The sequence below is a fragment of the Pedobacter sp. GQ55 genome (assembly GCF_059758925.1).
Genome location: NZ_JCAXEI010000010.1, coordinates 164871 through 188475 on the forward strand (window position 1 = coordinate 164871; position 23605 = coordinate 188475).

The following is a 23605-nucleotide window of genomic DNA, read 5'->3' on the forward strand; positions in this document are numbered from 1 at the left end:
TATAATCGTATTTATAAAAATATGTCAAATACATCAAAAATTATCTATACCAAAACAGATGAAGCCCCAATGTTGGCAACCTATTCATTATTACCAATTGTACAAGCTTTTACAGCCTCGGCAGGTATCGATGTAGAAACCAGAGATATTTCTTTGGCCGGAAGAATTTTGGCAAACTTTCCTGAGTTTTTAAAGGAAGACCAAAAAGTTGGAGATGCGTTGACAGAATTGGGCCAGCTAGCAACCACACCGGAGGCTAATATTATCAAATTGCCTAATATTTCGGCTTCTATTCCACAACTGGTTGGTGCGATTACCGAATTACAATCGCAAGGATTTGCTATTCCTAATTATCCTGATAATGCGCAAACAGAGGAAGAAAAAGTAACCAAAGCAAAATATGCAAAAGTTTTAGGTTCAGCAGTTAATCCGGTTTTACGTGAGGGTAACTCTGATCGTAGGGCACCAAAAGCGGTTAAGAATTATGCAAAGGCCAATCCACATTCAATGGGATCGTGGTCTGCAGATTCGAAAACCCAAGTTGTAAGCATGAGTGAGGGTGATTTTTATGGATCTGAGAAATCAGTTACTTTAACAGAAGCCTCTCAATTTAAGATAGAATTTGTAGATGCTAATGGATCTGTTACTGAACTAAAGGGGTTATCGCCATTAAAAGCCGGTGAGGTTATCGATAGTTCTGCAATGAGTCTTTCTGCATTAAAATCTTTCGTGGCTAAAGCTATAGAAGAAGCAAAGGCGGCTGGAGTTCTACTTTCGGCGCATTTAAAAGCTACGATGATGAAGGTTTCTGACCCAATCATTTTTGGGGCTATAGTTGAAGTTTACTTTGCAGATGTTTTTACTAAATATGCAGATTTATTTAAAGAACTAAATGTAGATACCCGCAATGGTTTAGGAGATGTTTATGCTAAAATTGCAGGAAATCCTAAACAGGCAGAAGTTGAGGCTGCAATTGCCCAGGCAATTGAAAACGGCCCGGCAATAGCCATGGTAAATTCAGATAAAGGAATTACCAACCTTCATGTGCCATCTGATGTAATTGTTGATGCTTCGATGCCCGCTATGATCCGTACTTCAGGACAGATGTGGAATAAGGATAACAAACAACAAGATACGATTGCCATCATTCCAGATCGCTGCTACGCTGGTGTTTATACCGCTACTATTGATGATTGTAAAGCTCATGGTGCTTTTGATGTGACTACAATGGGTTCTGTACCAAATGTAGGCCTAATGGCACAAAAGGCAGAAGAATATGGTTCTCATGATAAAACTTTCCAGGCAACAGCCAACGGGGCAATCCGTGTGACAGATGCGAATGGTAAAGTTTTCTTTGATCAAAAAGTTGAAAAAGGAGATATCTTCAGGATGTGTCAAACCAAAGATGCACCAATTCAGGACTGGGTAAAACTTGCTGTAAACAGATCTCGCTTATCGGCTACACCAGCAGTTTTCTGGTTAGATGAAAATAGGGCTCATGATAGAGAGATTATTGCAAAAGTAAATAAGTACTTATTGGATCATGATACCACTGGTTTAGACATTCGTATTTTATCACCAATTGAAGCAACTAAGTTTACGCTAAACAGAATTCGTAAAGGAGAAGATACCATTTCGGTAACTGGTAATGTGTTGCGTGATTATTTAACTGATTTATTCCCGATTTTGGAATTAGGTACATCAGCAAAAATGCTATCTATAGTTCCATTAATGAACGGAGGTGGTTTGTTCGAAACCGGGGCAGGTGGCTCGGCACCAAAACATATTGAGCAGTTCATTCATGAAGGCTATTTGCGTTGGGATTCATTAGGAGAGTTTTTAGCATTAGCTGTTTCCCTGGAGCATTTAGGGCAAACTCAAAATAATCCAAAAGCTTTGGTACTTGCTGAAACTTTAGATTTGGCAACTGAGAAGTTCCTTGCTAATGATAAATCTCCAGCTCGTAAAGTAGGTCAGATAGACAATAGAGGTTCGCACTTCTATTTGGCTTTATATTGGGCAGAGGGTTTAGCTGTGCAAACTAAGGATGCAGAATTGCAGGCTAGATTTGCGCCATTAGCTAAGGCTTTAACTGAAAATGAAACAAAGATTTCAGGAGAATTGATAGGAGCGCAGGGTAAACCACAAGATATTGGAGGTTACTATCATCCCAATGACGATTTAGCATTTAAAGCAATGCGTCCGAGTGAAACATTTAATGCTACTTTGGCAAACTTATAAGATAAAAAAGTTAAAATAAGAAGCCCGTTTGTGAATGCAAACGGGCTTCTTATTTTAACTTAAAAACCGAAAACAATTCGAGGTTTTTTTAGGTTTTATTTACAAATCATATCCACGAAGACCTTATTGTATATAAAAACAATTTTATCTAAGTTTATATAAAAATTACCATTATGAGCGCAGACCAAAACAATGTTCCCGGACCAAGAAAAGCACTCGACAAACTTCATCCTACCGAATTAGGAGAGACTAAAGATTTTAATAATTTGTCATATGATAAGAGCCGAAACAGTTTTGAATTTGACGTAAGGGGGGAAGATAGTGAGTATGATCACCCATTGCCATATGATACCTCTGCGCCAAATGGTGAGGATAGTATTTCTACATATGATGAAGCAAATCCGTATAATGGTTCAGCTTATGATGAGGATCAACAAATTGGAGAAAACCTGGAAAGTGCTGCTATGCACATCGACACCTTAGAGAGCCTTGAGCTTGAGCCGGAAGATCAGTTGCTGGCCCGCACTCCTGAAGATGAAAGGGATGATTTGGACGAAGAGGGGTATCCTGTTAATGACACGCCACCTGCGAAACCTCATTAAGAATTAACGTCGAGATTAAAGCGTTTACGCATTTCTTCCAGTTTAGGGTTCTTCTCAATCAGGTACTGGTATTTTTCAGTATTGGTATAAAGTCTGTTGACTACAGTTCTTGCTACCTGTTTAGCCTTAATGGTTAGGTTAAAGTTTTTCAGATTTGGCCTTAAGAAATTAAGAAAATCTATCATTTCTTCCTGTAACAAGCCTTCCTGTAGTTTGTGTTCTACGTGTACAGTAATTTCCTCAGGAGAATCAAGTATTGGAGCTGAACTGCTAAGCAGGGTGTATATGTTTATTTTGCCATCATCTTTTGCCTTATTTGCATACTGGGTCCATAACGCTGATAGCTGTTCATAGGTAAAAGCCTCTCTTGCATCCCCGCTTATGTATTTCGGCTCGTCACCTTCCTCACCCTCCGCTACACGGCCAATGTCATTTAACGAGGGTATTAGTGAAGCTACTTTTTTAACGTCGGCAAGAGGTTTCAGCACAATCTTCGTGGCAGGTGCGGGGTTGGTTACTTTTGCTGCTGGAATTGATGGTAGAGTAGATGAATCCTGTTCAGCTACTTTATTTGGGGCCTCTGCTGGGGCCGTGTTTGTAGATGCAGACGAACTTACATTAGTTTTTTTTTTAATCTGATCTGTGTCAGTGGCGGAGTTGTTATTAGGCTGCTGGGCGAGTTGAAGTACCGAAGGGATGTGGCACATTTTTATTAAAGCCAGTTCTACCTGTAATCGCTGATTTTTACTGTTTTTATAATTAAGATCACATTGATTGGCGAGATTTAGCGCAGTAAGTATAAATGAAACAGGTGTTTGCTGACTTTGCGAAATGTACTTCTGTTTAATATTTTCACTTACTTCTAAAAGTTTTGTAGTTTGAGGGTCCTTAGCCACTAATAAATTACGCAGGTGACCTGCCAGCCCGTTTATGAAATTATTTCCATCAAAACCATTATTTAAAATCTCGTCAAATAAGATCAATGCATTACTAACATCAGCACCGGTTAGGTTTTGAGTAAGCTTAAAATAATAATCGTAATCAAGAATATTCAGGTTGTCTATTACAGATTTGTAGGTTAAGTTTTTGTTAGTATAACTTACAATCTGGTCAAACATAGAGAGTGCATCTCTTAAGCCACCATCAGCTTTTTGGGCTATAATATGTAATCCATCGGCTTCAACTGAAATATGCTCACGCTGTGCAATTTTATTCAGATGGCTGGATATATCATCGACCTGGATTCTATTAAAGTCGAAAATCTGGCATCTCGATAGGATAGTCGGTAGTATTTTATGCTTCTCTGTGGTAGCTAATATAAAAATAGCATAAGATGGTGGTTCTTCAAGCGTTTTTAGAAATGCATTAAATGCATTTGCAGATAGCATGTGTACCTCATCTATAATGTAGATTTTATATTTCCCGGCCTGTGGGGGAATGCGCACCTGCTCAATTAAGCTGCGGATATCGTCAACAGAATTATTTGACGCAGCATCGAGCTCATGAAAATTAAATGAATGACCAGTTTGAAATGAGACACATGAATCACATGTTCCGCAGGCTTCCTGATCTTCTGTTAGATTAGTACAGTTTATAGTTTTAGCTAAAATACGGGCGCAAGTAGTTTTACCTACACCTCTAGGTCCACAGAATAAAAATGCCTGGGCTAGCTGATTGTTTTTAATGGCATTTTTTAGCGTACCTGTAATATGATGCTGTCCAACAACGGTTTCAAATGTTGCCGGGCGGTACTTACGGGCCGATACTATAAAATTTTCCATTCGCCAACGAAAATATGAATTTTTGTTGAGGTTGGAATGTGGTAAGTTGGAAATGTTGAAAAATTGACTATAAAAGTAGGAAGCTGCTTATTTGAAAACGGATTTCAGTTCTTTTCTGTATTCCGAAGCGCTTTTGCCAGTAAACTCTTTAAATAGCTTATTGAAATGACTGAAGTTATTGAATCCACTTTCGTAACTGATATTTGCTATACTGATCTGCTTCTCTGCTAAAAGCTTGGCAGCATGTACCACGCGATATTCATTTACGAATCTGGTAAAAGTTTTTTTTGTTATTTTTTTAAAATACCTGCAGAAAGATGGGGTAGTCATGCTGGCCATCTCCGCTATAGCCGCCAGGTTAATTTCGTCCTGAAAATGATCCTTAACGTAGTTAAAAATCATATTGATTCTGTCATTGTCCTGAACTTGCATTTCCATGGAGAAGCCTGAGGCATTTAAAATTTTGTAGTCTTTAGCATTTTCCAATTCTTTTAAAACACTTAACAATGTCAGAAGTCTGTCAAATGGTTGCTGGTTATCCATACTTTCGATTCTTTCGCCAACTGTTTTTTTTGTTTCAGCTCCGAAAGCAATACCTCCCTTTGCTTTATTAAAGAGCTCTGAGATATATTTTGTTTCTTGTAGGTTTAAAAAATCGGTCCCCAGGAAGGTTGGTCTCATTTGAATGACCGTTTCATTCTTGTTAGCTGTAGTGGTATCCGTGAAACCACAATGGGGTAGGTTGCTACCGATTAGTATTAAATCTCCATCTGTATAATAAGAAAGGTGACTTCCGATTTGCCGTTTACCGGATCCCCCGTTTACAAAGACCATTTCTATTTCGGGGTGGTAATGCCATACATGCGCCTTATTGTTTAGGTTCTCTGCATATTTTGAATAATAAAAGGAGCTTCCGAAAGAAGATTCAATGATTTCAAAGCCTGGTTTTGTGTTCCTCATTTTCTTTTTATTCGTTTTTTTAGTGAATAAAATATGATTTCCGAAGTTAATGTCAAATTGAAGGTTAATATAGCATAGATATATGGAAATATGCAATAAATTTTTGATTAAAAACAGCGGTAATTTTGAGCTATAAATTAATTGTTCAATTTAAATAGTTTTGCTATGAAAAATTTTATAAAAATCAGTTTGATCGCAGTTTTATTAATTAATTCTGTTGGTTTGTATGCAAGTGAAGGTAATTTTTCGATTAAACTTAAGGATGTAAACGAAAAATTAGTTACTTTTTTTATTAATGAAACGCAGGTTGTTGAAGTGTCTATCTATGATGCTAACAATGAAGTTGTATATGGGAAAAAAATAAATGCACTTAAAGGTTCTACAAAGACATATGATCTGAACTCACTTCCAGATGGGGGCTATAGATTTCAGATGAAAACAGAATCTAGTACCGCGGAGTATAAGATACAGCTTAAGGACGGTAGGGCTTCTGTTTCAGATCCTTTAGTAGCTGATGTGGTTCGACCGGTTTTAACAAAAGAAAATGGGATGATTACTTTAAATTTTGAAAATGCTCCTGCCGGGCCTCTTGAAGTTCAAATTTTAGACCGATATAATGATGCCGTATACGAACGTGTGTTTGATGGAGAGGCAAAGTTTGTTAAGAGATTTGACGTTGCGCATGATCTGAAAGAGCTAACTTTTATCATTAGGTCTGCAAACCAGGTTTTTACAAAAACAGTTCAAATGTACTAAGTAGGTACAATAATTTTTTCACAAAGGTTGTTCTTCTGGGGCAACCTTTTTTATTGGGATGAACAGGACGCTTTTGCCAGCGAATGGATGCGGGGCCTCATTAGTTGTTCAATAAACACTAAATCATTTGATTATTAGAAATTTATTGTTACTTTTGCATCCCGCATTAAGAGCGGATTAATTAAAAAAACAAATAATAACAATGAATCAGTACGAAACTGTTATCGTTCTAACCCCGTTGTTGTCAGAAGAAATTGCAAAAGAGGCTATTGCCAAATACAGCAAGATCTTAGCTGATAGCGGAGCCGAAATTGTTCAAGAGGACAATTGGGGTTTGAGAAAATTAGCGTATCCGATTGAGAAAAAAGCAAGCGGATTTTTCCACCTTACAGAGTACAAGTCTTCAGGTGAAGTAATTAGTAAATTGGAATTAGAACTAAAACGCGATGAGCGTGTTCTACGTTTCTTAACCATTAGACTAGACCGTCATGCGGTTGCATATAATGAAAAGAAACGCAGTGGTGCTTTTAACAAAAAACCTAAACAGGAGGCTGCAGTATAATGGCAAAGGATCAAATACAATATGTTACTGCTCCAAAAGTGGACGATAACAGAAAAAAATATTGCCGTTTCAGAAAAAACGGTATTAAATATATTGATTATAAAGACGCAAACTTTTTATTGAAGTTTATCAATGATCAAGGTAAAATTTTACCTCGCCGTTTAACCGGTACTTCATTGAAATTCCAACGTAAAGTGGCTCAGGCGGTAAAACGCGCTCGCCACATCGGTTTGTTGCCTTTCGTTGCTGACCAATTAAAATAGGAGCTGAGAGATGGAAATTATTTTAAAACAAGATATCAAATCCCTAGGGGAAAAAGATGATATCGTTTCTGTAAAGCCAGGATATGGCCGTAACTACCTGATCCCTCAAGGATTTGGACAGTTAGCTACTCCTTCAGCTAAAAAAGTATTAGCAGAAAACTTGAAGCAAGCTGCTTTTAAACAAGATAAAATTAAGAAAGATGCTGAAGGTATTGCTGAGCGTTTAACTGACGTTAAGTTATCTATCGGTGCTAAAGCTGGTGAAACAGGTAAGATTTTTGGTGCTGTAAACACTATCATGATTGCTGATGCATTAAAACAACAAGGTTTTGATGTTGACCGTCGCCGTATCACTTTCGAAACTGAACCTAAATTTGTTGGTGATTATATTGCCAACTTAAACTTACACAAAGAGGTGAAAGTTAAAGTTCCTTTCGCAGTTGTAGCTGAGTAATCATCTATCTTCTGATATTAAAAAGCGTCCTTATTTGGGACGCTTTTTTTTTGCATACAACCTTCCTCGAGGCTTTAAAATTATCGGCTTATGACTTACCTTTGGCCGATGGCAAAACGTAAACGAGCAACCAGTAGAACAAACTCAAAATCTCCCTTATTTAAGAAAATTACAGCCATTGTTACCAAAGTATTCCTTTGGTTCTTAATGGTTACCGTGCTTTGGGTGCTGGTTTACAGATTTGTTAATCCTCCTATTACACTCTTAATGATTCAAAGAAATCTGGAGCGTAGTTCTGATGATAAACCATTTAAAATGGGGAAGAAATGGGTTGACTTTGAAGATATATCAGATAATATGAAACGGGCAGCTGTATCTGCAGAAGATCAACTGTTTCTTAAACACATTGGATTCGACTTAAAAGCGATTGAAAAAGCTTTTGCCGCAAATAAGAGTGGGGAAAAAATAAAAGGAGGAAGTACAATCTCTCAGCAAACTGCCAAAAATGTATTTTTATGGCCCGGCCGCTCATGGATTCGCAAGGGGTTTGAAGCTTATTTTACACTACTGATTGAAATGCTTTGGAGCAAGGAAAGAATATTGGAGGTGTATTTAAATGTAATTGAAATGGGAGATGGAATCTACGGAGCTGAGGCAGCAGCCCAATCTTACTTTGGTAAGTCCTGCAATAAATTAAGCAAGGCTCAGGCGGCTCTAATCGCCGCTTGTTTCCCTAATCCAAGAAGATGGACTCCTAAAAAAGCTACTCAATACATTAGGCATAGACAGTTTCTTATTTTGAAAAATATGAGAAGGCTAGGCCCCTTAGATTTTTAATTCCCGGGTATTTATGTTTACAGAAGGTGACGTGTTTTACCTTAAGTAATTGGTATTGAATGTTGATTACAGTAAATGTGCAAACACTTTACTATGCCAGCTTTGTTCAAATGGTATTTGCCATTTGGTTTCAAATTCCTGTAGCGTTTGTACCATATTATTAAACACAATAGTTTGTGGGCCTATTGCTTTTATGTTTACCAATGTCTCAAAATCTTCTTTGTTAGTAACAATAACTTTGTCTTCTAACTTGTAGGCCATATTAAATCTGTCGAACAGATCAACACTGTATTCCTGTTCAATTTCCTTCATTATCTTAACGGATGAATCTATAGAGCAACCTGTAACCCCTGCAGAAGCCTCATCAACAAAAAACACAATAAAGAAGTTGTATAGTATTTCTGCCTTCGCATTTAACTGATGGCCATGCGCTTTCCATTGTACAGTAAAATTATTTAATTTTTCCTGTATCGCCTGTACCTCGTCATTTGTAAATGCGCGGTTACTCTGGTATATCCAAATTCTGGATTGTGGAGAAAAACTCATAGATCAAAAATACAAAAATATTTAACTTGATTCTGTTAAATACTTAACGCCATGAAAAAGTTTACATTAAACTTGAAAATATGCCTCACATTAGCAATCTGCCTTCTTTTCATGGGGTTCTCTAAGTTCAAATTACTAGATGAACAAACTGATTATATCCAACAATTACTTGTAGGTCACTACAATGAAGCGCTCGAAACATCGCAAGTAAAGCACTATGAACTTAATGTTACCAACAGTGGTTTTTGCAGATACAAGCGATTTTTTAAGAGTGGTAAGATTGAATATTTCTCGTTCAATTTGATGAAGTTCAAAGATCTTGATTATCAGGGGACAGATACAACCGGTGCCTTATTTTTATACACCAGAGGAGACGATGTAATTGTGCAAACCTATAACGATACAAGTGAGGAAGATGTAGATACAATGGCGAATTACATGTCGATCCCTGTAAAAAACATAAAGACTCAGGATCTTACCGCTCTTTCTGAACAGATTAGAAAGACGAATGCTCGCTTACTTGCTCAAAAATAGTGTAAACCTCAGTTTCACCAAACCTAGAGGCTACAACAATTTCAACTTCTCCGGCATGCTCCCTAAACAAACTATGTGCTAACTCAGGATTGTTATTGTCTTTGGATAAGTGCGATAACAATAAATGGGTCATATATGATGGCCTGTGGTGTATAAAAAGGTCTAATGCCTGCTTGTTGGATAAGTGACCCTTACCTCCTCTGATACGTTGTTTTAAGAAATATGGATACGTGCTTTTACTTAATAGATCATCATCGTAGTTCGTTTCAAGAAATGCTGCGTGGCATTGTTTAAAATGAAAAATAAGTTGATCACAAGCCGCTCCAATATCTGTAAACACACCAACCTTGGTGCCTCTGCAAGAAACCATAAAACTATGTGGCTCAGATGCATCATGTATTTTAAGAAAACTGGTTACTTCTAAACTTCCAACAGATATTGTTTGGGTGCTATATAATACTCTTATGAGGTCTTCACGGATATTAAATCTGCATCCATTTAAAGTCCCCTGTGTTATGTATACCGGCAAATTGTATTTTGAAGAGAGGGTAGCCAGTCCGCGAACATGATCTGTATGTTCATGAGAAATGAAAATCGCTTTAACGTTATGCATTGATAAACCCAAACGTAACATTCTCTTTTCAGTTTCCCTGCAAGAGATTCCTGTATCTACAAGAATAGCTTCCTGATCGTTTCCAATATAATAGCAATTTCCGTTGCTTCCGGAATTTAAAGAGGCAATATGTAGCTTGTTACAAGCCATTTGCACGAGCTGTAATTTCAGCGATATCTAATACTTGAACGTTTTTATCCTGATCTTTCAGCTTCACACCATCACTTATCATCGTCATGCAAAAAGGGCACCCGGCAGCTATAATATTTGGCTGTGTTTCAAGGGCCTCTTCAATACGTTCAATATTAATGTCTTTATTGCCTTTTTCAGGTTCTTTAAACATCTGTGCACCGCCTGCACCGCAGCATAATCCATTTGACTTGCAGCGTTTCATTTCTACCAACTGCGCATCTAAAACTTCTAAAGCCTTGCGCGGAGCCTCATAAACACCATTCCCACGACCTAAATAACATGGATCATGATAAGTTATCTTTTTACCTTTAAAGCTTTCTCCTCCTTCGGCTTTTAGCTTACCCTCGTCAATTAACTGTTGGATTAGTTGTGTATGGTGAATAACTTCATAACTTCCCCCTAAACCCGGATACTCATTTTTAATGGTGTTAAAGCAATGAGGGCAGCCCGTAACTATTTTCTTTATGTTGTAGGCATTTAAAACCTCAATATTAGTCATGGCCTGCATTTGGAACAGAAACTCATTTCCGGCGCGTTTTGCAGGGTCTCCGGTGCAGCTTTCTTCAGTGCCCAGAACGGCATACTTCATGCCTACATGATGGAGGATTTTACAGATGTCGCGAGTTGTTTTTTGTGCTCTTTCGTCATAACTGCCTGCGCAACCTACCCAGAATAATATCTCAGGCTCTTCGCCTTTGGCTATCATTTCTGCCATTGTAGGCACTTCAAAATTTAGTTGCTCGCTCATCTTTAAGCTATAATAGATTTAAATACTTTAATTAACTTTCTTTTGCCCAGTTAAACCTGTCGGCCGGAGAATATTTCCAGGGTGCGCCATTGTTTTCAATATTACCAAGCATCGCATTAATACTTGCCGGCGATTGAGATTCTTCCATTACCGCATACCTTCTCAGTTCAGTAATAATCGCAAGAGGATCTATGTTTATAGGGCAAGCCTCGGTGCACGCATTACAACTTGTGCAGGCCCATATTTCTTCTCTGCTGATGTAGCTATCAATCAAAGATTTGCCATCATCAAAACCATTACCCGTTTTATGGATGTTTTTTCCGACCTCTTCCATTCGGTCTCTGGTATCCATCATTATTTTGCGGGGCGAAAGCAGCTTGCCGGTAATGTTTGCCGGACAAACTGAAGTGCACCTTCCGCACTCAGTACAGGTGTAAGCATTCATTAGGTTTACCCATGTAAGGTCGTTCACATCTTTAGCCCCAAAGCGTCCTGGTTCTGCTTCTTCTGGAGTAAATGATGGGTCAAGCATGGCTTTTACCTCATTTGTAACACTCTTCATGTTTGTAAACTCTCCCTTCGGCTCCAAATTGGAGAAATAAGTATTAGGGAATGCAAACAGGATATGGAAGTGCTTAGAATAGGGCAGGTAATTTAAAAATATAAGTATCCCAATGATGTGAAACCACCAGCAACCCCTTTCAATGGCGACAAGGGCTGCTTCTGAATTTGGCAAAAGATTCTGTAGATATTGGCTTACAGGAAAAGCTCCGGCGTTTGTATAATGTTGGGATCCAAGAACCTGAAGTTTTGCATCAGCAGCATTCATTAGTAAAAATGCTGTCATTAACAAAATCTCGGATATTAGGATGTAATTGGCATCTGATCTGGGCCATTTAGTCATTTCTACGCCACCAAAGCGCTTAAGTTTAAGGATGTTTCTTCTTATTAAAAAGACAGCACAACCCACCCATACACCAAGGGCTAATATTTCAAATGAGCCTATTAGGAAATCATAAATAAAGCCTACTCCAGAAAATATTCTGTGAGAGCCGAATATCCCATCTATCAAAATTTCCAAAACTTCGATATTGATAATAACGAAGCCTGCGTAAACTATCAAATGCAGAAAAGCTGGAACTGGTCTGAAAAACATTTTTGTTTGACCAAAAGCTACTTTAAGCATCGTCATAAATCTTTTTTGAGGCTGATCTGATCTGTCGGCCGATTTCCCCAGTTGTATATTTCGGATAACTTGTTTGATATTATAGCTAAACAAGGCTATTGCTGCCAATGTAATTGCTATAAATATGATTTGTGCCACCATTTGATTTTCTATTAGTGTTGCTAAGTTAAAAATAAATATGCCAAAATAAATTGCTATGCATGCATAAATTTAGAATTTTTCGAATGTCTCAAGGTACTTTTTGATATATTCTGATTTTCTTTTTGATTTGTATTGCATTATGTATCTGGGGTGTTCCAGCGCAATGATCTCTTTAAAGTACCTTTTTTCGTTGTTAAGTTTTCTTAAAAATGATTCGTTTTTTCCTGTTCCAAAACAAAAACAAATATCAGTTTCGAAGCCAATGGCAATTTGTTTCTCCAGGTTTTCAATTATAAATGGATATGCCGCTTTTGAAAGTTCGGCGCTGTCGTAGTAATTGTAATTAACCTCTTTGCTTTTGGTGCTTTTAATGGTGAAGCCTAAAGGACAAACTGAGTGAATATAAAACTTACTGTAGAACTCTTGTATACCTCCATAAGCTGCAATCATTTCGTAAACGTATTCTGATGAAGGTTCATGTGTCATTTGTCCTGGAAATGGTATGTCGCATTTACCTGCCATCCTTTTAGGATCAGTAAATGATACGCCAGTCATTGCAGAACCAAAGCGACCGGGATTGATGCCCAAAATGAGGTGCCTGGGTTCGTTATCGCTGTAATATTTTTTGTAAAAGGCAGATGAACAGGTTAATGCCAGCGGATTTTCCTTATAGGGATTCATTATCCGGATGTTATCGGGCAAGGAACCATGAAAATCCAGTTGCCTGTTAAATGCAATAATCCTATCGGCAAAGGTTGTCATGGAGGTAAAGATAAGGAGCGGTAATTTAAAACTGCAAATCTTAAGCGTTTAGCTCATAAAATCTACTGTCTTTACTGTTTCCAATGAAGAAGCCCAACTTGTCTGGTTTACTCTTGATTTTTAGCGTTAATGAGCGGATTTTTTTCTTGAACTCCGCCATTGCAATTTCCAGATCCTGATCTTCAGGAATATTTATAAAAATGTTATTCCGATCATCGGCTATCAGCCAACCTGGGTAGTTTTGCTTTAAAAGCAGATCAATCCATTCTTTCTTATACGCGTTCATAAATACAAAACTAGAGATTTACAGCAATTCACAAAAACTGTTGGGCTATATTTTTCTACAATCAAGAACTTTTGATGTCGATTATGAAATTTCTGAATTATTTTGAAAACTAAATAAATAGTTTTAAGTTAGTACTAAGCTTTTAGTTATAAGTGAGTATGGAATATTCCACTAAATTCTAATGCCAAATAGATGCTCATGAAATATTTTTATTTATTCATCTTGTTGATTATTGCATCAGATGCCATTTCACAAGGACAGCCCTACACAATAAAAGGGAAGGTTATTGGTAAATATCCTGTTAAGAACGCTTTATTTTACGATAGACAAATGAAATTGTTGGGTAAGGTGCCTATAAAAGACCAAAAATTTAGCTTTTCCGGAGTGTATCATGAAACCGGCGCTATAGGTCATTTTCCTTTCTGCTTTGTTTATTGTGCCAATGTAGATAGTGTTGGAAGTGCAGATGTTAGTTTATCTCATATCATTTACTTTGAACCAAATGTGGAAGTGGTATTTAATTCAGGCACCTTAAAATATTTGGTGTCTGGAGGACCTTTAAATGAATTTGAAAATACCTTTTTGGCAAGAGATAAGTTTTACGAAAAACAAGCAGATAGTGTCCAGGCGCTTGTCGATAAAGAAAATATCGGAGACGAAATGAAATCGCAGAAAAAGAGAATTGTTAGAATGCGGTTCAGGAAATTAACTGATAGTGCTAATTTGGCGTCCATTCTAAACAATACAAATTCGGTGGTAGCCCTTACACATTTTAGTGTTTTTACCTTATTTGGAGGGCTCTCACCAAAGGAATTAAGGAGGTATTTTAATCTGTTTCCTGAAAGACTAAGAAATTCAGGCGGTGGTAAGCACATAAACAGATCGATTGCTAAAAAGGAGGAAGTAAGTGAAACCATTTATCCTACCCCGCCTAAATTGAATGAAAATGACAAGATGTATGATTTTGTGCTAAACAATGTTAAAGGAGAATCAATTGAAAGTAGCAGCGTTTTAGGAAAGTATACGTTGATAGATTTTTGGGCTACATGGTGCATACCATGCAGGGCAGAAACCCCTAATTTGAGAGAGGCTTTCGATAAATACAATAAACTAGGATTTAAAATAGTTACTATTTCAATAGATAAGGAGGCCGATGATGAATTTTGGAGGGCAGTAGTTGAGCTCGACAAGATGCAAAAGTTTGTCAATTTAAAGGATCCAAAAAGAACGATTTCTAAGGAATTGAATATTACCGCAATTCCTTCAAATTATTTGGTTGATGATAGGGGGAGAGTGGTAGCAAGTAATTTAAGAGGGATGGAATTGGAAATTAAATTGAGATCGCTTTTTGGGGAATAACTGTTTTGGCCTTAATAGACCAGGGAGGTATGTAGATCACATCGGTTGGCTATTTGCGGCATATAAAAACTCTCGCGGGGTTTGTCCGGCGAATTTTTTGAAGTTTCTGATAAAGTGTGACTGATCAAAAAAACCTGCATCTAATGCCGAATCAACAAGCCTGCGATTAAAATGTGTCTGAGCAATTAATGATTTCATCCGTACGATGTCGGAAAACTGCTTAGGTGTTGCACCGACAATTCTTCTAAATCTTTTCTCGAAAGCATCTATACTGATGTGCAGATGGCCAGAGAGATCCTTTATGCTAAGGATCCCTTTTGTCGTCTTTATTTTTTCGATCGCATGAGCAATAAGAAGGTCTTGCTGTTTATTCTTAAGTCTTGAGATAAAAAAATGTTGTACAATGTTTACTTTACTTTGAATCGATTCCAGCGCCTGTATTTGTTCTTGCAACAATATTAAGTCCGAAGGAATAAATAAAAGGTCTAGTTCAACATTGGATTCAAATAATTCATGCATTGGCAAATCCAGAAATGCACTTGCACCACCTTCTTTAAAATGGACCAGTATGTTTGCACTGTTTTGCCCATATTCGGCCATTCTGTAGGAATTTCTTAAGCCGGAAATCGAAAATACAGGCAGGCTGGTGCTGCCTTTTTGGTCATTGAACTGAACCTGCCCCCGCAATCGAATTGCAGCAACCACAACTGTATCGGGTAGTAAACGATTCACTGTCGCATTCTCACTTTCTACAACCATAAAAGCTTTGATGTACGGACTCAGACATGAAACAGGTTCAAATATTTGCATAATAACTAAACTTACTAATTTATCTCAGTAAGCGCAACCATTTCGAAATGCCAGTACCGATTTCTGCTGCCGAATCTTCTTGTAAGTTATGGTGCCCTTTAACGGTTATATGGGTTTGGTTTGGCCAGAGCATGCATGCTTCTTTTTCAATATCCGCTAAAGTACCCGGACTTGCTTCGATAAATAATTTAGGGATATCGCTTTTGGCAAGCCAATAACTGTTTTCATTGATGATCTTAATCATTTCTATGGGTTCTCCTCCTATAGGCAACTGACGTGCCCAGCTGAGCATCGCGCGCCTGTGTTCACCAGGTTCAGAAAATGGTCGTCGGTATTCCGACATTTCCCCTTGGGAAAGGGTACGTAAGATCGTTCTTGGTAAATTAAATTCAATAAATGAATTTCCAGAAAGTACCATGTGATCACCTTCAGCTGTTCGAAGTTTTTGAAAAGTTTCCCGAGCTGCTCCTGGAACTTCATCCCAGGACCGTGGTCTTGTGAGGGCTTCCATATAAACAATTCCTTTTACCGCACCCGGATGATTTCGCGCCCAGTAAAAAGCTAGTGGGGCACCCCAGTCATGCACAACAAAAGTTATGTTTTTGTGAAGATCAAGACGCGTAAAAAGTTCTTCAAGATATTTCTCATTATTAAAGAAGGTATAATCCGCTGAATCTGTGAACTTATCTGAGTCACCCATGCCCATTAGGTCTGGGGCGATGCAACGACCTGAGGCCTGAAGATAAGGTATAATATTTCGCCAAATATAGCTGGATGCCGGATTTCCATGTAAAAAAATGATTGGGTCACCTTCACCCTTATCAAAGTAAGCCATTTTAAGCCCGTTAATGATTTGATATTTTTTTGACAGCCGATGGTTGGCTTGTGTCGTATCCACTTTTTTCTCAATTTTTGTTTTCATAATCGTTCTTGCATTTTCTTGCGTATTGCTAGGTGTCAATGCCAGCATCTGTGCAATAATGACTGGCCAGCCCATGTGTATTAATTTCATTTTGATTGTTTACACAAAGAGAAGACTTTGCTATTCGAATAAATAGTATAAAATCATTGCTTTGATTAGGTCAGTTTGGGAGGGAAACCGCTAACTATTATCTATTGATTATTAGTAACCATTTTAAATTTTTTATAAACCAGAGCGTAAAACCCATTCATCGGAACCTAGATGGGATGTAAGCGACAAACGCTAATTTGAGATAAGATTTACTGAGGAATAGTTTCTGGTCAGGCTTGCGATTGAATTTCAGTAGAACAAATTCAATCAAATTCAACAGGAAAACTTGTTTAGTTGGAATGAGCCTATTGAAAGACATACATGGAAATGTCGGGAAATATAGCGTTTAAAATGCAAAAATACCGATTTCGTTGTGAAATAGAGCTTTTCCTGAGTGTGGTATGGGCCGGGATCGAACCGGCGACACATGGATTCTCAGTTCATTTGCTCAAAATCATAAGTGTCAGTTTTTCAGTTGTTTACGTATAGATTTTAACTTCTAGCGGAACATTTTCGGAACAAATGATTCTGCGGAACTGTCGAAAATTAAAGACCCTGATTGTTCTTATCAGGGTAGCAAAAATAAGAAAAGTCATATAAGATTGTTCAGCCTAGCAATGTAGCCTGATCTAAAAAAGAGGGCAAGAACATTTGTCATAAAAGCAAAACATGATCAGTTCCCGATGCCTTTTATATCATCATCTTTTCCCCTGCATCAAGACCAGCATATTGCCCAATGTTTCGGCTGTCCGTGCAAGGTTATCTGCTGTATATGCCAACGCAGTTGCGAGATCGCCGGGCTGATTTCCAATAGGCATTAATACATCAAAATACGCCTGTAAATTAACATTCCGTTCCAGTGGCACCTTCCCCGCGAAGGCAACGACAGGGAGTCCTTTAAGTTTGGCATGGTACGCTACGCCGAAAGGCCCTTTTCCCTGTAAGGTTTGCTCATCAATACTCCCTTCCCCGGTAATGACCAGATCTGCCCGCTCCAGTGCCGAATTAAAATCTGTAAGTGAAAGAAAATGATCAATCCCATTTACCAGTCTGGCATTCAGAAATGCGTGTAAGCCTGCAGCTGCCCCTCCTGCAGTACCTCCATACTTTATCGCAGCCATATCCCTGCCTGTATGGTGTAATGCCACAGCCGAAAGTTTGTTAAGTGCCTGGTCCAATTTTTTCACCTCATCCGGGGATGCACCCTTTTGCGGGCCGAATACAGCTGCAGATCCCTGGTCACCTAATAGCATATTGTCTACATCGCACAAAACAATCACTTCACATTTCAATATTCTTTCGTCCAGTCCTGAAAGGTCAGCAGTAGCTAACTCTCCAAGATCTTCCGGAAGAATTGTTAACTCATTGCCGTCCGCCCCTAAGAAACGGACACCAAGGGCACGTAAAATACCGGTGCCGCCATCCACAGTAGCCGAGCCACCCATGCCGATGACAATTTTTTCAACCCCCTGATCAAGTGCTTTCCTAATCATTTCCCCTGTACCGGAAGTGTTGGCATGCAGAGGGTTAAGCTCTTCGGGTTTTAGTAACCTTATACCTGACGCATCTGCCATTTCTATAACAGCTGTTGCGCCATTATCGATCAGGCCAAATACAGCATTTATTGGTCTGCCCAGCGCATCGTGTACTGCTGCATCCAGCAATGTGCCTTCACATTTTTTTGTAATTAAGGTTCCTGTACCATCTCCGCCATCTGCTACCGGGAAGCACTCGGTGGTAACACCGGCCTTACTCCGCCTTAAGCCTTCCTGAATAGCAAACGCTGCTTCTTCGGCATTCAGACCGTGTTTAAAAGCATTGGGGGAAATCAGGATATGCATAATGCCTTCAGTTACAGGTTTACCACGTTTACAGGATTCCCATTTTTATAGGCACGCAGGTTGCCGATAGTTATTTCCATTAACCTGGCTCTCGCTTCTTTTGTTGCCCAGGCGATGTGAGGTGTAATGATGCAGTTTTTTGCACCAAAAAGCGGATTGTCCTTTGCAGGCGGCTCAACAGAAAGTACATCGAGGCCCGCTCCAGCAATTTTACCGTTGTTCAATGCTTCAGCAAGATCTTCTTCAATAATGACAGGACCCCTTGAGGTATTCAAAAGAAAAGCACTGCTTTTCATTCGCTGTAAGTTCTCTTTATTGATCAGCCCATTGGTTTCAGGTGTTAAAGGGCAGTGGATACTGACAACATCTGACTGCTCCAGCAGTTCGGGTATTTCTGCCCATTTAAAATTACTGCGGTGAGACTGATCTGTCCGGTTCCGGCTTGTTCCGATAACTTCCATCCCAAATGCAGTGGCTACATCAGCAACCTGCCTGCCTATATGGCCAAATCCGATAATACCCATCGTTTTTCCTGTCAGTTCAACCAGCGGATAATCCCAGAAGCAAAAGTCAGCAGCGGAAGCCCAGCGGCCGGAGGCCACCGCATCACTATGGCGCTGCACATGCAGGCAAAGTTCCAATAAAAGGCCAAAGGTCATTTGCACTACAGATGGCGTGCCATAACCTGGCACATTACTTACTGTTATCCCCTTTTCCCGGGCTATTCGGGTATCCACTATATTATAACCAGTGGCCAGGACTCCAATGTATTTTAAGTCCGGAAGACTGTTTAATGCCTCTGCGTTTACCGGTGTTTTATTGGTGAATATGACATCCGCCCCTTTTGAGCGTTCAATAACTTCACCTACCGGGGTGCGGTCGTACAGGGTTACCTCACCGAATTGTTTCAGCCCGTCCCAGTTCAGGTCCCCGGGATTCAGTGTATATCCGTCTAGTATTACGATTTTCATATTTAATATTTAAATAAATGATGAAGCTATCACAAACTTATATTTTTCACAAACTTATTATTAATTACGGTGTCAGGTGTACATTTCGGTAAAAGTGGTCCTTCTCCAATTTTGGTGTTGGACTAAAACGTAAACTTGCATCCGGCTTTAAAATATGTATTTAGGTCCTAATAAATATCTTTCTCCCAGGGCGGAAAAATTGGGAAATCGCCTTGAACACCAAAATTGGGGAAGGACCACTTTTACCGAAATATACACGCAGTGCTTTGAATCGCCATATTTTGATCCTATAGATCCTAAAGGATCCTCCTTGCCCATTAAATTATGAACGAGAAAAGTATGATTATTTGGGAAATCAGAGTGAGTAGCTTTAATTCAACTATTTCGGCTGTCAAATACTATTTACGATTTATTTACAAAATTTACATTTTTATTTACAATCCAAATCACTCAATCCGAAAAATATCAAACTAGATTCGCTGAATCAATTTGAAAGGATATGAAACATATGAAAAAAACCATCTATGTGCTGATCTTACCGCTGGTTGTGGTGAGCGGACTAGTATTTGCTAATCGTGAAATTAAAAATGAAACTAAGCCATCCCCAAAGCCGTTATCTATTGCTTACAGGAAAGCCGGCCTGGATGACAGGAAAAAATGGGAGGCTTCTCCTGACGGTATAAAGTACAAAGAATGGGTGGTTTCTCCTGAAGGTAAAAAGGTGCATGCCACTCATGATAAAATAAGGAAGTACATAAAGGCTTTCACCAATATGGAGGCCGTGGTAACCTCTCTTACTTTTCAGCGCGCAAACGGGAAATCATCAGGACCAAAATGGCTTATAGTCAGGATTAATGGCGAAGAATACATGATGCAATTTAGTCCTAAGGATTTTCAGCAGTTAAATAGCCTGAAAGTTAACGACAAAATAATCGTAAGAAGTCACAGCGCAGGATATTCGCCTAATCATCCATATTTGATTGTATCGGGCGACTATATTGAGCGAAATAACAAGATACTTTTTAAACGTGACTTTAGCAAAAGTAACCGTTGCTGAGGATTGCAACAACTCATTAACTAAATTGATGAAAGTTCGGGCTGAAAAACAAAGGGCCGCTAAGACTTTTGAAATTAAGTTTGTAACTTGTTGATGACCATATTGAATGCTTAATGAAAAAAGTATACGCTCACTCAAGGACAATTAAGAAGTTAATTATTAAGATAACTTTGGGTTATTCCGGAGGTGGTCACTAGTTTCCATATAATGGCGGTTCTCCGGCACATTTAGTGAAAACCTAAACAGTACACGTCTCATTCTTGGATCCGACCATTAATATTAATAATTAATTTCTTAATTGTTCTTGAGTGAGCTGCCACTTTTCCATTTATAAGCACATAAAACCCCTTCCCTTTTTTGTACCTTTTGCCAGTTTGGTCATAAAATACAGTCAACTCTTTACCATGATAATTTACCTTATCGAGGCAAAAATATGGCCATATACCCAATGGTATCAACGGATTTATAATTAACATATTTCCTGGCTGAGGCCTGATTCCAATTAGGCCTGAAATCACCAGATCACAATAAGTAGAATGGTTATAATCCTTACCTCGCTCTTCTCCACCTTTATCTTTGGCCCAGTTCCCATTATCCCATACTTTTAAACGGGTTCTCGAAATCCAGTCGCCCGTAAAAGGATTTAAATTCTCATCTATCCAGGGAATAACCGTACCGTCCTTTTGCTGAAATTGCTGACTACTTGAATATTGCTTAAGTAAATGGAAATAGTCGTCACTGTTAACGTAATCCTGCTGATAATTGTTAATAAGATTTGCCATGGCGGTTAAGGTAACAGAGGTCGCGTATGGCCAACTAGGGCCGTTCCATTGACATTCATGGCCCTGATAAGAAATACTAAAACTTGGATCGGCTTGTTCTGCAGAGGTAAGACCAAAAGTTGCGCTGAAATGTTTACGGCTCATAAGATATTTCCATGCAATAGAATACTCGGCGCCAGGCATATTGAAATACCATGGGGTATAACCATGCAATTCCTTTGCTTCACACAGATAAGCATTGGGAGCTCTTGGGAGTACTTTAAAAAAAGTATCTCTATTGTCCCAAAGTTTTATTTCTAAATTTTTACGGATCAAACTGGCCTTTTTTACATAATCAGAGGATATCTTTTCATTACCATTCAATTTTGCTATCTCAGAGATAGCCATAGCATCACCAAACATATAAGAATTAATCGTTGGCCTGTATCCATTTCCGCAAATAGAAACCTCCATACCGTCGCGATCATCCACCTGCCAGAACAATCCTGTTGAATCTAGTTTTTCCTGTTCCCATAATTGATAATTTTTGATCAGATGAGGAAGTAAAGATTTAATTGTAGTCGGATTTCCACTCACCAGATACTGGTTATAGATGGCATCTGCTGCCCAAAAACTGTACAACCTTGGACTTCCACCACTTTTAAACCAAAAATTGGCATAGCTGTTTAAGTATTTCTGATCCTTCAACCACCGCCCTTCATAAAAATGTAATGCCGCCGGGCAGCTGATAGTATTGTATTTTCCAGACCAAGGAACATCAGGCAAAAATTCAGTTATAACAAAACCTTCCGGTGTCTTTTTAATATGCTTTCTGTAAGTCCACCACCTGAAATAATAAATACGTTCTATTACCTTGTCCGGACAATCCAGAAGTGGAATGTTTTCAGAAAGGAAGTCCCAGCTCTGATTGTTACTGATAAGGTTGCTATAAAGCTCATTATCAGTTGAATTAAAACCCTCAATATAATGCTTATAATGTTGAGGATTCAACAAAGATTGTTGAGCAAAAGAAAAATGTAATGGTATAAAAAACAATAGAGCTAATAAGGCGGGCTTAAACATTTTGTTAAATTAGTGTTTTGTATCAATCGCGTGGGTATTTCGCCGAAACTGGTCACTCATTCCGCATTTAAACTGACATCCAATTTCACTTTAAATTATTTTCGATGAAATATACAATCATTTAATCCATGATCAACAATGAACAACCTAAAAAAATCGAACCTGCTGTATCAATGAACATGAAGACGGACACTTTTCGGTTTATTCCAATATCGAATATCGTCCCCCGGACTGAGCTTTCTTTGCTTTTCCAGCAGCAGCACACAGTAACTCGTAAAAGAAGGATTTAAATGGACTTGGATGGAAGTTGTCGGTAATCTGCCTGTTAATTACAAAGATACCTATGCAACCATACTGGGGGAAGCGACCAGCGGTAATGTAAACCATTACGGAGAAGTAAGGAGCTTTCAGCTGCCCCGTACCAAAATCAGTGTTGGCTATTCTACCCGGTAATGGGAAAACTGGAAGGGGCATGACGGGCCGCTGATACCAGATATTCCCGTTACTTATTCAGTAAAAAATTTTTCAAAGGGAATTGATGAAGCGATAGTCGCTGTGAATAAATCGGAGTAAGGTCTGGGGCTCTCTCTGGAAGATGTAAAATGAACACCTAACCCTTTCTATTGCTTTGCAGTAGTTTTCAAGTGTTTTGCAGAACATTTGCCTGTGCTTGTCTAAAAAGTTTTCAGAGGCATCCAAAAAGATTGTCTTTTGGGGGATGAAAAGTGACTTAATCCTGGAGACACAGCAGCTAACCCATGCTTTTGGTGACGGCTCATTGGTAATAAAAGACATTAATCTGGAGGTTCCGACAGGTTCAGTTTATGGATTTATCGGAGCAAATGGTGCGGGTAAAACGACCACCTTAAAGCTCATACTTGGACTGCTTAAAATCCAGCACGGCCAGGTAATGGCATTCGGCAAATCATTCGGGAAACATCGCCTGGAAAGTTTGAAAAATATAGGTGCGATGATTGAATCACCTTCGATATACGGACACCTGACGGCAACAGAGAACCTGCAAATTCTGCAGCACATCTACCGGTGCCCGGCATCACGACTCGGCGAAGTGCTGCACATGGTTGGACTTGCCCAAACAGGAAGTAAAAAAGCCGGGCGCTTCTCTCTTGGCATGAAACAAAGGTTAAGCATTGCAATGGCCTTATTGCACCAGCCTAGCCTGCTAATCCTTGACGAGCCTACAAACGGCCTTGATCCAAACGGAATGATTGAAGTCAGGGAACTGT

The 23605-nt window shown here is 38.8% G+C and carries 25 protein-coding genes; 11 read left to right on the forward strand and 14 right to left on the reverse strand.

The window, feature by feature from the left end; genetic code table 11:
- Window positions 1-21 precede the first annotated feature (21 nt).
- A complete protein-coding gene (locus tag AC6CH7_RS21885) occupies window positions 22-2241 on the forward strand; it encodes an NADP-dependent isocitrate dehydrogenase (RefSeq protein WP_498264721.1) in 2220 nt (739 codons plus the stop codon).
- Between the two features lie 173 nt (window positions 2242-2414).
- Complete coding sequence (locus tag AC6CH7_RS21890; RefSeq protein WP_498264722.1) at window positions 2415-2843, forward strand: hypothetical protein; 429 nt, start codon at window positions 2415-2417, stop codon at window positions 2841-2843.
- On the opposite strand, the gene AC6CH7_RS21895 is transcribed toward AC6CH7_RS21890, so the two are convergent.
- The gene (locus AC6CH7_RS21895; RefSeq protein WP_498264723.1) at window positions 2840-4624 is read right to left on the reverse strand and encodes a DNA polymerase III subunit gamma/tau; all 1785 of its coding nucleotides are present in this window, start codon (window positions 4622-4624) and stop codon (window positions 2840-2842) included. The genes AC6CH7_RS21890 and AC6CH7_RS21895 overlap by 4 nt on opposite strands.
- Window positions 4625-4711: 87 nt before the next feature.
- The gene (locus tag AC6CH7_RS21900) at window positions 4712-5584 is read right to left on the reverse strand and encodes an AraC family transcriptional regulator (RefSeq protein WP_498264724.1); all 873 of its coding nucleotides are present in this window, start codon (window positions 5582-5584) and stop codon (window positions 4712-4714) included.
- A gap of 165 nt (window positions 5585-5749) precedes the next feature.
- Between AC6CH7_RS21900 and AC6CH7_RS21905 the strand changes: the two genes are divergently transcribed.
- The 5 genes from AC6CH7_RS21905 (at window position 5750) to mtgA (ending at window position 8456) form a co-directional block, all read left to right on the forward strand.
- Window positions 5750-6340 (forward strand): T9SS type A sorting domain-containing protein, encoded by a 591-nt coding sequence (locus AC6CH7_RS21905; protein WP_498264725.1) that lies wholly within the window; start codon window positions 5750-5752, stop codon window positions 6338-6340.
- A 202-nt stretch (window positions 6341-6542) separates the two neighbouring features.
- The gene (gene rpsF / locus AC6CH7_RS21910; RefSeq protein ID WP_048907353.1) at window positions 6543-6902 is read left to right on the forward strand and encodes a 30S ribosomal protein S6; all 360 of its coding nucleotides are present in this window, start codon (window positions 6543-6545) and stop codon (window positions 6900-6902) included.
- The gene (rpsR, locus tag AC6CH7_RS21915; protein ID WP_012780908.1) at window positions 6902-7165 is read left to right on the forward strand and encodes a 30S ribosomal protein S18; all 264 of its coding nucleotides are present in this window, start codon (window positions 6902-6904) and stop codon (window positions 7163-7165) included. Before rpsF ends, rpsR begins: the two co-directional genes overlap by 1 nt.
- Window positions 7166-7175: 10 nt before the next feature.
- Complete coding sequence (rplI, locus tag AC6CH7_RS21920) at window positions 7176-7619, forward strand: 50S ribosomal protein L9 (RefSeq protein WP_048907352.1); 444 nt, start codon at window positions 7176-7178, stop codon at window positions 7617-7619.
- Between the two features lie 90 nt (window positions 7620-7709).
- On the forward strand, window positions 7710-8456 hold the full coding sequence (gene mtgA / locus AC6CH7_RS21925) for a monofunctional biosynthetic peptidoglycan transglycosylase (protein WP_498264726.1): 747 nt from the start codon (window positions 7710-7712) through the stop codon (window positions 8454-8456).
- A 66-nt stretch (window positions 8457-8522) separates the two neighbouring features.
- Here the strand turns inward: mtgA and AC6CH7_RS21930 are convergent, their stop codons facing one another.
- Window positions 8523-9002 (reverse strand): ABC transporter ATPase, encoded by a 480-nt coding sequence (locus AC6CH7_RS21930; protein WP_498264727.1) that lies wholly within the window; start codon window positions 9000-9002, stop codon window positions 8523-8525.
- A 51-nt stretch (window positions 9003-9053) separates the two neighbouring features.
- Here AC6CH7_RS21930 and AC6CH7_RS21935 point away from each other — a divergent pair, with 51 nt between their 5' ends.
- The gene (locus tag AC6CH7_RS21935; protein ID WP_498264728.1) at window positions 9054-9536 is read left to right on the forward strand and encodes a hypothetical protein; all 483 of its coding nucleotides are present in this window, start codon (window positions 9054-9056) and stop codon (window positions 9534-9536) included.
- Here the strand turns inward: AC6CH7_RS21935 and AC6CH7_RS21940 are convergent.
- From AC6CH7_RS21940 to AC6CH7_RS21960, 5 genes are all read right to left on the reverse strand, one after another.
- Window positions 9499-10299 (reverse strand): MBL fold metallo-hydrolase, encoded by an 801-nt coding sequence (locus tag AC6CH7_RS21940; protein WP_498264729.1) that lies wholly within the window; start codon window positions 10297-10299, stop codon window positions 9499-9501. The genes AC6CH7_RS21935 and AC6CH7_RS21940 overlap by 38 nt on opposite strands.
- Window positions 10289-11089 carry a (Fe-S)-binding protein gene (locus tag AC6CH7_RS21945; RefSeq protein WP_172661434.1) on the reverse strand — a complete coding sequence of 267 codons (801 nt, stop codon included), beginning with the start codon at window positions 11087-11089 and terminating at the stop codon, window positions 10289-10291. The genes AC6CH7_RS21940 and AC6CH7_RS21945 overlap by 11 nt, the downstream gene beginning before the upstream one ends.
- A 31-nt stretch (window positions 11090-11120) precedes the next feature.
- Window positions 11121-12416 carry a 4Fe-4S dicluster domain-containing protein gene (locus AC6CH7_RS21950; protein ID WP_498264730.1) on the reverse strand — a complete coding sequence of 432 codons (1296 nt, stop codon included), beginning with the start codon at window positions 12414-12416 and terminating at the stop codon, window positions 11121-11123.
- Between the two features lie 69 nt (window positions 12417-12485).
- Window positions 12486-13178, reverse strand: a complete 693-nt coding sequence (locus tag AC6CH7_RS21955; RefSeq protein WP_498264731.1) for a uracil-DNA glycosylase family protein — start codon at window positions 13176-13178, stop codon at window positions 12486-12488.
- A 40-nt stretch (window positions 13179-13218) separates the two neighbouring features.
- Window positions 13219-13464, reverse strand: coding sequence for a hypothetical protein (locus tag AC6CH7_RS21960; RefSeq protein WP_498264732.1), 246 nt, complete (start codon window positions 13462-13464; stop codon window positions 13219-13221).
- Window positions 13465-13662: 198 nt separating this feature from the next.
- Here AC6CH7_RS21960 and AC6CH7_RS21965 point away from each other — a divergent pair, with 198 nt between their 5' ends.
- Window positions 13663-14823: a TlpA family protein disulfide reductase gene (locus tag AC6CH7_RS21965; RefSeq protein ID WP_498264733.1), complete on the forward strand. Its 1161-nt coding sequence runs from the start codon at window positions 13663-13665 to the stop codon at window positions 14821-14823.
- 36 nt (window positions 14824-14859) lie between these two features.
- Here the strand turns inward: AC6CH7_RS21965 and AC6CH7_RS21970 are convergent, their stop codons facing one another.
- The 4 genes from AC6CH7_RS21970 to AC6CH7_RS21985 all read right to left on the reverse strand — a co-directional run bounded on the left by AC6CH7_RS21970 (window position 14860) and on the right by AC6CH7_RS21985 (window position 19457).
- Entirely contained in the window at window positions 14860-15633 is a 774-nt protein-coding gene (locus AC6CH7_RS21970; RefSeq protein ID WP_498264734.1) for an AraC family transcriptional regulator, read from the reverse strand.
- A 19-nt stretch (window positions 15634-15652) separates the two neighbouring features.
- On the reverse strand, window positions 15653-16645 hold the full coding sequence (locus tag AC6CH7_RS21975; protein WP_498264735.1) for a haloalkane dehalogenase: 993 nt from the start codon (window positions 16643-16645) through the stop codon (window positions 15653-15655).
- Window positions 16646-17343: 698 nt separating this feature from the next.
- Window positions 17344-18486: a glycerate kinase family protein gene (locus AC6CH7_RS21980; protein ID WP_498264736.1), complete on the reverse strand. Its 1143-nt coding sequence runs from the start codon at window positions 18484-18486 to the stop codon at window positions 17344-17346.
- 11 nt (window positions 18487-18497) lie between these two features.
- Window positions 18498-19457 carry a D-2-hydroxyacid dehydrogenase gene (locus AC6CH7_RS21985; protein ID WP_498264737.1) on the reverse strand — a complete coding sequence of 320 codons (960 nt, stop codon included), beginning with the start codon at window positions 19455-19457 and terminating at the stop codon, window positions 18498-18500.
- Window positions 19458-19956: 499 nt separating this feature from the next.
- On the opposite strand from AC6CH7_RS21985, the gene AC6CH7_RS21990 reads away from it, so the two are divergent.
- Window positions 19957-20514 carry a hypothetical protein gene (locus tag AC6CH7_RS21990; protein WP_498264738.1) on the forward strand — a complete coding sequence of 186 codons (558 nt, stop codon included), beginning with the start codon at window positions 19957-19959 and terminating at the stop codon, window positions 20512-20514.
- A gap of 254 nt (window positions 20515-20768) precedes the next feature.
- Here AC6CH7_RS21990 and AC6CH7_RS21995 read toward each other — a convergent pair whose 3' ends face one another.
- Both AC6CH7_RS21995 and AC6CH7_RS22000 read right to left on the reverse strand, forming a co-directional pair.
- Complete coding sequence (locus AC6CH7_RS21995; RefSeq protein WP_498264739.1) at window positions 20769-22286, reverse strand: MGH1-like glycoside hydrolase domain-containing protein; 1518 nt, start codon at window positions 22284-22286, stop codon at window positions 20769-20771.
- A 273-nt stretch (window positions 22287-22559) separates the two neighbouring features.
- On the reverse strand, window positions 22560-22832 hold the full coding sequence (locus AC6CH7_RS22000) for a hypothetical protein (protein ID WP_498264740.1): 273 nt from the start codon (window positions 22830-22832) through the stop codon (window positions 22560-22562).
- 244 nt (window positions 22833-23076) lie between these two features.
- Here AC6CH7_RS22000 and AC6CH7_RS22005 point away from each other — a divergent pair.
- A partial coding sequence (locus tag AC6CH7_RS22005; protein ID WP_498264741.1) for an ATP-binding cassette domain-containing protein occupies window positions 23077-23605 on the forward strand: 529 nt, incomplete at its 3' end.

Bases quoted from the DNA above. Each gene is read 5' to 3' on its own strand.
- AC6CH7_RS22000 (WP_498264740.1), bottom strand. From the start codon at position 22,832: ATGCCCCTTCCAGTTTTCCCATTACCGGGTAGAATAGCCAACACTGAT.
- AC6CH7_RS21935 (WP_498264728.1), top strand. From the start codon at position 9,054: ATGAAAAAGTTTACATTAAACTTGAAAATATGCCTCACATTAGCAATC.
- AC6CH7_RS21960 (WP_498264732.1), bottom strand. From the start codon at position 13,464: ATGAACGCGTATAAGAAAGAATGGATTGATCTGCTTTTAAAGCAAAAC.
- AC6CH7_RS21945 (WP_172661434.1), bottom strand. From the start codon at position 11,089: ATGAGCGAGCAACTAAATTTTGAAGTGCCTACAATGGCAGAAATGATA.
- AC6CH7_RS21990 (WP_498264738.1), top strand. From the start codon at position 19,957: ATGAAACATATGAAAAAAACCATCTATGTGCTGATCTTACCGCTGGTT.
- AC6CH7_RS21955 (WP_498264731.1), bottom strand. From the start codon at position 13,178: ATGACAACCTTTGCCGATAGGATTATTGCATTTAACAGGCAACTGGAT.
- AC6CH7_RS21975 (WP_498264735.1), bottom strand. From the start codon at position 16,645: ATGAAATTAATACACATGGGCTGGCCAGTCATTATTGCACAGATGCTG.
- rplI (WP_048907352.1), top strand. From the start codon at position 7,176: ATGGAAATTATTTTAAAACAAGATATCAAATCCCTAGGGGAAAAAGAT.
- AC6CH7_RS21940 (WP_498264729.1), bottom strand. From the start codon at position 10,299: ATGGCTTGTAACAAGCTACATATTGCCTCTTTAAATTCCGGAAGCAAC.
- AC6CH7_RS21885 (WP_498264721.1), top strand. From the start codon at position 22: ATGTCAAATACATCAAAAATTATCTATACCAAAACAGATGAAGCCCCA.
- AC6CH7_RS21930 (WP_498264727.1), bottom strand. From the start codon at position 9,002: ATGAGTTTTTCTCCACAATCCAGAATTTGGATATACCAGAGTAACCGC.
- AC6CH7_RS21890 (WP_498264722.1), top strand. From the start codon at position 2,415: ATGAGCGCAGACCAAAACAATGTTCCCGGACCAAGAAAAGCACTCGAC.
- rpsR (WP_012780908.1), top strand. From the start codon at position 6,902: ATGGCAAAGGATCAAATACAATATGTTACTGCTCCAAAAGTGGACGAT.
- AC6CH7_RS21970 (WP_498264734.1), bottom strand. From the start codon at position 15,633: ATGCAAATATTTGAACCTGTTTCATGTCTGAGTCCGTACATCAAAGCT.
- mtgA (WP_498264726.1), top strand. From the start codon at position 7,710: ATGACTTACCTTTGGCCGATGGCAAAACGTAAACGAGCAACCAGTAGA.
- AC6CH7_RS21950 (WP_498264730.1), bottom strand. From the start codon at position 12,416: ATGGTGGCACAAATCATATTTATAGCAATTACATTGGCAGCAATAGCC.
- rpsF (WP_048907353.1), top strand. From the start codon at position 6,543: ATGAATCAGTACGAAACTGTTATCGTTCTAACCCCGTTGTTGTCAGAA.
- AC6CH7_RS21985 (WP_498264737.1), bottom strand. From the start codon at position 19,457: ATGAAAATCGTAATACTAGACGGATATACACTGAATCCCGGGGACCTG.
- AC6CH7_RS21965 (WP_498264733.1), top strand. From the start codon at position 13,663: ATGAAATATTTTTATTTATTCATCTTGTTGATTATTGCATCAGATGCC.
- AC6CH7_RS21980 (WP_498264736.1), bottom strand. From the start codon at position 18,486: ATGCATATCCTGATTTCCCCCAATGCTTTTAAACACGGTCTGAATGCC.
- AC6CH7_RS21905 (WP_498264725.1), top strand. From the start codon at position 5,750: ATGAAAAATTTTATAAAAATCAGTTTGATCGCAGTTTTATTAATTAAT.
- AC6CH7_RS21895 (WP_498264723.1), bottom strand. From the start codon at position 4,624: ATGGAAAATTTTATAGTATCGGCCCGTAAGTACCGCCCGGCAACATTT.
- AC6CH7_RS21900 (WP_498264724.1), bottom strand. From the start codon at position 5,584: ATGAGGAACACAAAACCAGGCTTTGAAATCATTGAATCTTCTTTCGGA.